The sequence below is a fragment of the Escherichia sp. AM3 genome, from assembly GCF_032029835.1.
GTDB lineage: Bacteria > Pseudomonadota > Gammaproteobacteria > Enterobacterales > Enterobacteriaceae > Escherichia > Escherichia coli.
This window is the reverse complement of the sequence record NZ_JAVUPQ010000122.1, coordinates 1-4,956: the sequence shown is the minus strand read 5'-3', so window position 1 is coordinate 4,956 and position 4,956 is coordinate 1. Positions and strand designations below refer to the sequence as shown.

The 4,956-nt window shown below is 48.7% G+C and carries 10 protein-coding genes; 9 read left to right on the top strand and 1 reads right to left on the bottom strand.

All coding sequences use genetic code 11. The features are described from left to right. The 3 genes from RTW80_RS22365 to trbA all read left to right on the top strand — a co-directional run. A partial coding sequence (locus RTW80_RS22365) for a conjugal transfer protein TrbE (protein WP_312720238.1) occupies window positions 1-222 on the top strand: 222 nt, incomplete at its 5' end. Continuing rightward, window positions 215-958 carry a type-F conjugative transfer system pilin assembly protein TraF gene (traF, locus tag RTW80_RS22360; protein WP_001030393.1) on the top strand — a complete coding sequence of 248 codons (744 nt, stop codon included), beginning with the start codon at window positions 215-217 and terminating at the stop codon, window positions 956-958. The genes RTW80_RS22365 and traF, both read left to right, overlap by 8 nt. Window positions 959-973: 15 nt before the next feature. Then, window positions 974-1,321 (top strand): conjugal transfer protein TrbA, encoded by a 348-nt coding sequence (trbA, locus tag RTW80_RS22355; RefSeq protein WP_001287910.1) that lies wholly within the window; start codon window positions 974-976, stop codon window positions 1,319-1,321. Window position 1,322: 1 nt separating this feature from the next. On the opposite strand, the gene RTW80_RS22350 is transcribed toward trbA, so the two are convergent. Then, entirely contained in the window at window positions 1,323-1,637 is a 315-nt protein-coding gene (locus RTW80_RS22350; RefSeq protein WP_001324103.1) for a hypothetical protein, read from the bottom strand. 80 nt (window positions 1,638-1,717) lie between these two features. Here RTW80_RS22350 and traQ point away from each other — a divergent pair, with 80 nt between their 5' ends. From traQ to RTW80_RS22320, 6 genes are all read left to right on the top strand, one after another. Then, window positions 1,718-2,002, top strand: a complete 285-nt coding sequence (gene traQ / locus RTW80_RS22345) for a type-F conjugative transfer system pilin chaperone TraQ (RefSeq protein WP_000624109.1) — start codon at window positions 1,718-1,720, stop codon at window positions 2,000-2,002. Beyond that, a complete protein-coding gene (trbB, locus tag RTW80_RS22340; RefSeq protein WP_000059851.1) occupies window positions 1,989-2,534 on the top strand; it encodes a type-F conjugative transfer system pilin assembly thiol-disulfide isomerase TrbB in 546 nt (181 codons plus the stop codon). The genes traQ and trbB overlap by 14 nt, the downstream gene beginning before the upstream one ends. After that, a complete protein-coding gene (gene trbJ, locus RTW80_RS22335) occupies window positions 2,464-2,805 on the top strand; it encodes a P-type conjugative transfer protein TrbJ (protein ID WP_312720236.1) in 342 nt (113 codons plus the stop codon). Before trbB ends, trbJ begins: the two co-directional genes overlap by 71 nt. Continuing rightward, a complete protein-coding gene (gene trbF, locus RTW80_RS22330; protein ID WP_001389370.1) occupies window positions 2,792-3,172 on the top strand; it encodes an F-type conjugal transfer protein TrbF in 381 nt (126 codons plus the stop codon). Before trbJ ends, trbF begins: the two co-directional genes overlap by 14 nt. Continuing rightward, a complete protein-coding gene (gene traH / locus RTW80_RS22325) occupies window positions 3,172-4,545 on the top strand; it encodes a conjugal transfer pilus assembly protein TraH (protein WP_001517790.1) in 1,374 nt (457 codons plus the stop codon). Before trbF ends, traH begins: the two co-directional genes overlap by 1 nt. Beyond that, a partial coding sequence (locus RTW80_RS22320; RefSeq protein ID WP_312720234.1) for a conjugal transfer protein TraG N-terminal domain-containing protein occupies window positions 4,542-4,956 on the top strand: 415 nt, incomplete at its 3' end. The genes traH and RTW80_RS22320, both read left to right, overlap by 4 nt.

Genomic DNA, 4,956 nt, shown 5'->3' with positions numbered 1-4,956 from the left:
TTTCTTATCCGGCTTTTGATTACAGCGATTGTCATTTCTCCGGTAATTATCTGGTCGTGGGATACGGTAAAAGAAACCACGGCAGACGGGATGCTTGCCGCTGCTTTCGTTATCCTTTACTCCGGTGTGCTCCTGTTTATTCTGTATTTTTGTTTTTCTGCCCTGACTGACCTGCAGAAACCTGATGAAAGAAAAAGTGATGAAAGGAATGAAGATGAATAAAGCATTACTGCCACTGTTACTCTGCTGCTTTATTTTTCCGGCGTCAGGAAAAGATGCAGGCTGGCAGTGGTATAACGAGAAAATAAATCCGAAGGAAAAAGAAAATAAACCTGTATCTGCAGCCCCCCGTCAGGAACCGGATATTATGCAGAAACTGGCCGCACTGCAGACGGCAACAAAGCGGGCGCTGTACGAAGCCATTCTGTATCCCGGCGTGGATAATTTTGTGAAATATTTCCGGCTGCAAAATTACTGGACTCAGCAGGCCGGGCTTTTCACCATGAGCGCCAGAAAGGCCATGCTGGCACATCCTGAACTGGACTATAACCTGCAGTACAGCCATTACAACGGCACGGTACGGAACCAGCTGGCAGCAGACCAGGCGCAGCAGCGACAGGCCATTGCGAAACTGGCTGAACACTACGGCATCATGTTTTTTTACCGGGGGCAGGACCCCATCGACGGGCAACTGGCGCAGGTCATTAATGGCTTCCGGGATACGTATGGTCTGAGTGTTATTCCCGTTTCCGTGGATGGCGTGATTAATCCGCTGTTGCCGGATTCCCGGACTGACCAGGGGCAGGCGCAGCGCCTCGGCGTGAAATATTTCCCGGCCATGATGCTGGTTGACCCGAAACAGGGCAGTATTCGCCCGTTATCATACGGCTTTATTTCGCAGGACGACCTGGCAAAACAGTTCCTGAACGTTTCTGAAGATTTTAAACCCAATTTTTAATCGCGGATTTGATTTATGAGTGAAGATTATTTGAAAATGTTTACAGGTGTTGTTCTGTTAATATTTGTCATTATTGCCGGTTATTTCTTTTCTGAGCGTAATGACAGGAAAATGTTTCTCCTGAGCTCACTGGTTTTCCTTGTTATTAATATCGCGTGTTTATATGTGCTTACCGCCAGTCTCTGGTTTCTGTGTGGTGCAATTATGAGTCAGGGCGCAGCACTGGTTGTTTCAATAGTTGCGGCCGCATTACCGGACGTTACGAGCTTCGACAGGTTCAGAAGAATATTTATCTGTATTGTGTTGTCATCGGTATGGTCCGGAGTGATGTGGTTTTTTATAAGGGGGCTTATGACAGGCTAAGTCATATAAAACGGTCATAAAAACCATACAAAATAATGAGGTTGATTACTGAAGACCATATGATAAACCATACCGCAATCCAGTGGCTTCTGAATAGCTCACAAAAATAAATATAGATAATTGAAAATAACCATAATACAACGATGCCTGCTGCGATACTTAATAAACTTATTACAAGATAGTCAGGGAAGGCATTGACCGGTAATGAATGTGATGCTGCATATATCAGCGCAATAATTGCCGCATTTCCCGGTAACGACTCTCTTATTATGTTTCTGATTATTTCCAGTTTTTCTTTAAAAGATCGCTTTTCCATTTGTACCTCTGATTAATATCACACAAACGCGAATATTACAGACATGAATACTCTCATGTAAATAATAACCGGAGTTTAACATGATAAGTAAACGCAGATTCTCTTTACCCCGGCTTGATATTACGGGAATGTGGGTATTTTCCCTGGGTGTCTGGTTTCATATCGTCGCCCGTCTTGTTTACAGCAAACCCTGGATGGCTTTTTTTCTGGCGGAGCTGATTGCGGCCATTCTCGTACTGTTCGGCGCATACCAGGTGCTGGATGCATGGATTGCCCGTGTCAGCCGGGAAGAGCGTGAGGCACTGGAAGCCAGGCAACAGGCCATGATGGAAGGGCAGCAGGAGGGCGGACATGTCTCTCACTAAATCACTGCTGTTCACCCTGTTGCTGAGCGCCGCTGCTGTGCAGGCCTCCACCCGGGATGAAATAGAGCGACTCTGGAATCCGCAGGGTATGGCTACGCAGCCTGCACAACCGGCAGCAGGCACGTCAGCCAGGACAGCAAAGCCGGCTCCCCGCTGGTTCCGCCTCAGTAATGGCAGGCAGGTTAACCTGGCCGACTGGAAGGTGGTGCTGTTTATGCAGGGGCATTGCCCTTACTGTCACCAGTTTGACCCGGTACTGAAACAGCTGGCACAGCAGTACGGCTTTTCCGTTTTTTCCTACACCCTGGATGGTCAGGGGGATACGGCCTTTCCTGAAGCATTACCGGTGCCACCGGAGGTGATGCAGACCTTCTTCCCGAATATCCCGGTGGCCACACCGACCACCTTCCTGGTCAACGTCAACACGCTTGAGGCATTACCGCTTTTACAGGGGGCAACGGATGCCGCCGGTTTTATGGCGCGGGTGGATACCGTTTTGCAGATGTACGGAGGAAAAAAAGGTGCGAAATAAGCAGGTGGTGTTACTCATTGCCGGAATATCCGGCATCGTGACGGGAATAATCGTCAGCCTGAATATCCCCTTTATCCGTCAGGGGCTTTTTTATCCCGCCAGCCCTGTAGAAATTGTCGTTTCGCTGAGTCTTACCTTTTCTGTTTCTGTTGTGTTTTTTGTGGGGGCAATTGTGGGATGGATTTCGGTGTCTGAAAGATATTACAGCCGCATGACCGGTCTGAATGAATCATCGGAAATATCAGAGGGAACTTATAATGAGAGAAAATAAAAGTAATCCTGAGCTCAAAATCAGAAGTACAGAACGAGATTATAAATACATTTCCAGAATTACTGGCAGGTATGCTGGGTTGTCTCTGGTATTCCTGACTGCCGGAATTGTTTTATGGACAGTTATGGATATTATTTTTGATGCCTGTATTGATTCGTGGAAAGCGGACCCGGAATTAAATAATTCGAGTTATATGTGGAATATCCTGATATATGCCATTCCGTATGCGTTATATGCGCTTGCAGCCGGGTTTCTTGTTACATTTTTTTCTGTCCCCAATGTACGAATTAATATACGGAAATATCGAGATATTCCTGCTGAAATGTCGTATGCACCGGGAGAACACATTAAGGGAGGGCAAGAATGATGCCACGCATTAAACCTCTTCTGGTTCTTTGTGCCGCCTTACTGACGGTGACGCCTGCAGCGTCAGCGGATGTGAACAGCGACATGAATCAGTTCTTTAATAAGCTGGGATTTGCTTCCAATACCACACAGCCGGGCGTCTGGCAGGGGCAGGCCGCCGGCTATGCTTACGGTGGCTCCCTGTATGCCCGTACTCAGGTCAAAAATGTTCAGCTAATTTCCATGACGCTGCCGGATATCAATGCTGGATGTGGCGGCATCGACGCCTATCTCGGCTCGTTCAGTTTTATTAATGGTGAGCAGTTGCAGCGTTTTGTTAAGCAGATTATGAGCAATGCTGCCGGTTACTTTTTTGACCTTGCCCTGCAGACAACGGTGCCGGAAATAAAAACCGCAAAAGACTTCGTGCAGAAAATGGCAAGCGACATTAACAGTATGAACCTCAGTTCCTGCCAGGCTGCACAGGGGATTATCGGCGGGCTTTTCCCCCGGACGCAGGTGTCCCAGCAGAAAGTCTGTCAGGACATTGCCGGTGAGAGCAATATTTTTGCTGACTGGGCGGCTTCCCGGCAGGGATGTACCGTTGGCGGGAAATCTGACAGTGTCAGGGATAAAGCCAGCGACAAGGATAAGGAGCGGGTGACCAAAAACATCAACATCATGTGGAATGCGCTTTCCAAAAACAGAATGTTTGACGGCAACAAAGAGCTGAAAGAATTTGTGATGACGCTGACCGGCTCACTGGTGTTTGGTCCCAACGGCGAAATCACACCGCTGTCAGCCAGAACCACTGACCGCTCAATTATCCGGGCCATGATGGAAGGCGGCACAGCAAAAATTTATCACTGCAACGATTCTGATAAATGCCTGAAAGTGGTGGCAGACACACCGGTGACCATCAGCCGGGATAATGCACTGAAGTCTCAGATTACTAAACTTCTGGCCAGCATTCAGAACAAGGCGGTCAGTGACACGCCTCTGGATGACAAGGAAAAAGGCTTTATTTCCAGTACCACCATCCCCGTCTTCAAATACCTGGTTGACCCGCAGATGCTCGGAGTTTCCAACAGCATGATTTACCAGCTGACGGACTATATCGGTTACGACATCCTGCTGCAGTACATTCAGGAGCTGATACAGCAGGCCCGGGCGATGGTGGCCACGGGAAATTATGACGAAGCGGTTATCGGACATATTAACGACAACATGAATGATGCCACCCGGCAGATTGCGGCGTTTCAGTCACAGGTGCAGGTACAGCAGGATGCGCTGCTGGTTGTCGATCGTCAGATGAGCTACATGCGTCAGCAGCTTTCCGCCCGCATGCTCAGTCGTTACCAAAACAACTATCACTTCGGAGGGAGCACGCGGTGAATGAAGTTTATGTGATTGCCGGTGGTGAGTGGTTGCGGAATAACCTGAACGCCATTGCCGCCTTTATGGGAACCAGGACGTGGGATTCCATTGAAAAAATTGCGCTCACATTGTCTGTTCTCGCGGTGGCCGTAATGTGGGTACAGCGGCACACCGTGATGGATTTGCTGGGCTGGGTGGCCGTATTTGTGCTTATCAGCCTGCTGGTTAATGTCCGCACATCGGTGCAGATTATTGATAACAGTGACCTGGTCAAAGTTCACCGGGTGGATAATGTGCCGGTCGGACTGGCGATGCCACTTTCACTGACGACCCGTATCGGGCATGCAATGGTGGCCAGTTACGAGATGATCTTCACGCAACCGGACAGTGTCACCTACAGCAAAACGGGGATGCTGTTTGGCGCAGAAC

What these genes read in the sequence shown, in the direction of transcription:
- trbJ (WP_312720236.1), top strand. Translation starts at nt 2,464, where the DNA reads ATGCCGCCGGTTTTATGGCGCGGGTGGATACCGTTTTGCAGATGTACG.
- trbF (WP_001389370.1), top strand. Translation starts at nt 2,792, where the DNA reads ATGAGAGAAAATAAAAGTAATCCTGAGCTCAAAATCAGAAGTACAGAA.
- trbB (WP_000059851.1), top strand. Translation starts at nt 1,989, where the DNA reads ATGTCTCTCACTAAATCACTGCTGTTCACCCTGTTGCTGAGCGCCGCT.
- traF (WP_001030393.1), top strand. Translation starts at nt 215, where the DNA reads ATGAATAAAGCATTACTGCCACTGTTACTCTGCTGCTTTATTTTTCCG.
- traH (WP_001517790.1), top strand. Translation starts at nt 3,172, where the DNA reads ATGCCACGCATTAAACCTCTTCTGGTTCTTTGTGCCGCCTTACTGACG.
- RTW80_RS22350 (WP_001324103.1), bottom strand. Translation starts at nt 1,637, where the DNA reads ATGGAAAAGCGATCTTTTAAAGAAAAACTGGAAATAATCAGAAACATA.
- traQ (WP_000624109.1), top strand. Translation starts at nt 1,718, where the DNA reads ATGATAAGTAAACGCAGATTCTCTTTACCCCGGCTTGATATTACGGGA.
- trbA (WP_001287910.1), top strand. Translation starts at nt 974, where the DNA reads ATGAGTGAAGATTATTTGAAAATGTTTACAGGTGTTGTTCTGTTAATA.